This window comes from Neisseria sp. P0009.S007, from assembly GCF_051962515.1.
In genome coordinates this window covers 1-1266 of record NZ_JBQCVF010000395.1, presented here as the reverse complement: position 1 = coordinate 1266, position 1266 = coordinate 1, and the positions used below count along the sequence as shown (strand labels likewise).

Annotated in this window: 1 pseudogene; it reads left to right on the top strand. The window is 54.4% G+C overall.

Annotation, left to right across the window (positions count from 1 at the left end):
* A pseudogene (locus ACTHS3_RS13555) lies at positions 1–1266 on the top strand (translocation/assembly module TamB domain-containing protein); the annotation flags it as partial.

The window sequence follows — 1266 nt, the reverse complement described above, 5'->3', positions numbered from 1 at the left end:
CGTCACACTCTCCTCGGATACGCTGAAGGGCACGCTGATTGACGGGTTTGAAGGCGACACATGGTTGATTGAAACAGAAGGTGCGGATGTCAAAATCAGCAGCTTCCGCTTTGATTGGAAACCGTCCGAGCTGACCCGTCCGTCCTTGCACATTACCGAAGTCGTGGCCGGCGACATCGCCATCGTGACCAAACGCACGCCGCCTAAAGAAGAAGAGCCTTCAAAAGGCCTGCCCGACAGCATAGACCTGCCCGTTACCGCCTATCTCGACCGTTTGGAAACCGGCAAAATCAGCGTAGGCAAGCGTTTTGACAAGCAAACCGTCTATCTCGACCACCTACACGCAGCCTATCATTACGACAAAAAAGAACACCGCCTCCACATCAAAACTGCCGATACGCCCTGGAGCAGCTCGACAGGCGCGGTAGTGCTTGGTTTGAACAAACCCTACGTCCTCAATACCGCCATTTACACCAAAGGCCAGCTTGAGGGCGAAACCCTACATGGTACGGTGCGCCTGTGGGGCAGCCTGCAAGACGTATCCACCGACTTGCTGCTCGATAGCGACAACGTTCATTTATCGGCCAAATCCACCATTCACCCATTCGCCGACAGCCTCAATGAAACCGTCGGCGAAATCCTGATTAAAGGTTTCAATATCAATCCGCAGGCCTTCCTGCCCAGCCTGCCTAAAGCGCGCCTAAATTTCGACGCTACCACCATTCCGTCGTTTACCAACGGCGTTGCGTTGGAAGGCTCGATTGACTTGGAAAACGACCAAGCCGGTTTTGCCGATGAAAATCATATCCCCGTCAAACGCATCCTCGGCGAATTCATCGTCGACGATAAAGGCACGGTCATGATTGAAGACATCGGCGTCGACCTGCTCAAAGACGGCAGCATCGATGTATCCGGCTCTATCGATACCGCCCAAGACCAGCTCAAACTCGCACTGGGCATCAACAATACCGGCGCAGACGACTTTGTCCGTCAAAATATCGCAGGCCGTCTGAACGGCAGTATCGACGTCAAAGGCGAAACCTCCTCCCCCGTCGTCAACTGGAATCTCGACAGCGGATTTGCGCGTACAGACGGCATGCTGTTTTTCCAAACCGACAAACAGCTCGGCCAGCGCACGCTCAAGCTCGACAAAGTCCGCCTGGTTCCGCAAAACGGCGGCGAACTCAATGCCAAAGGCTCGCTCGAACTCTTCAAAGACCGCAAACTGCAACTGGACATCGTCAGCAAAGCCTTCAACCCTGCGCG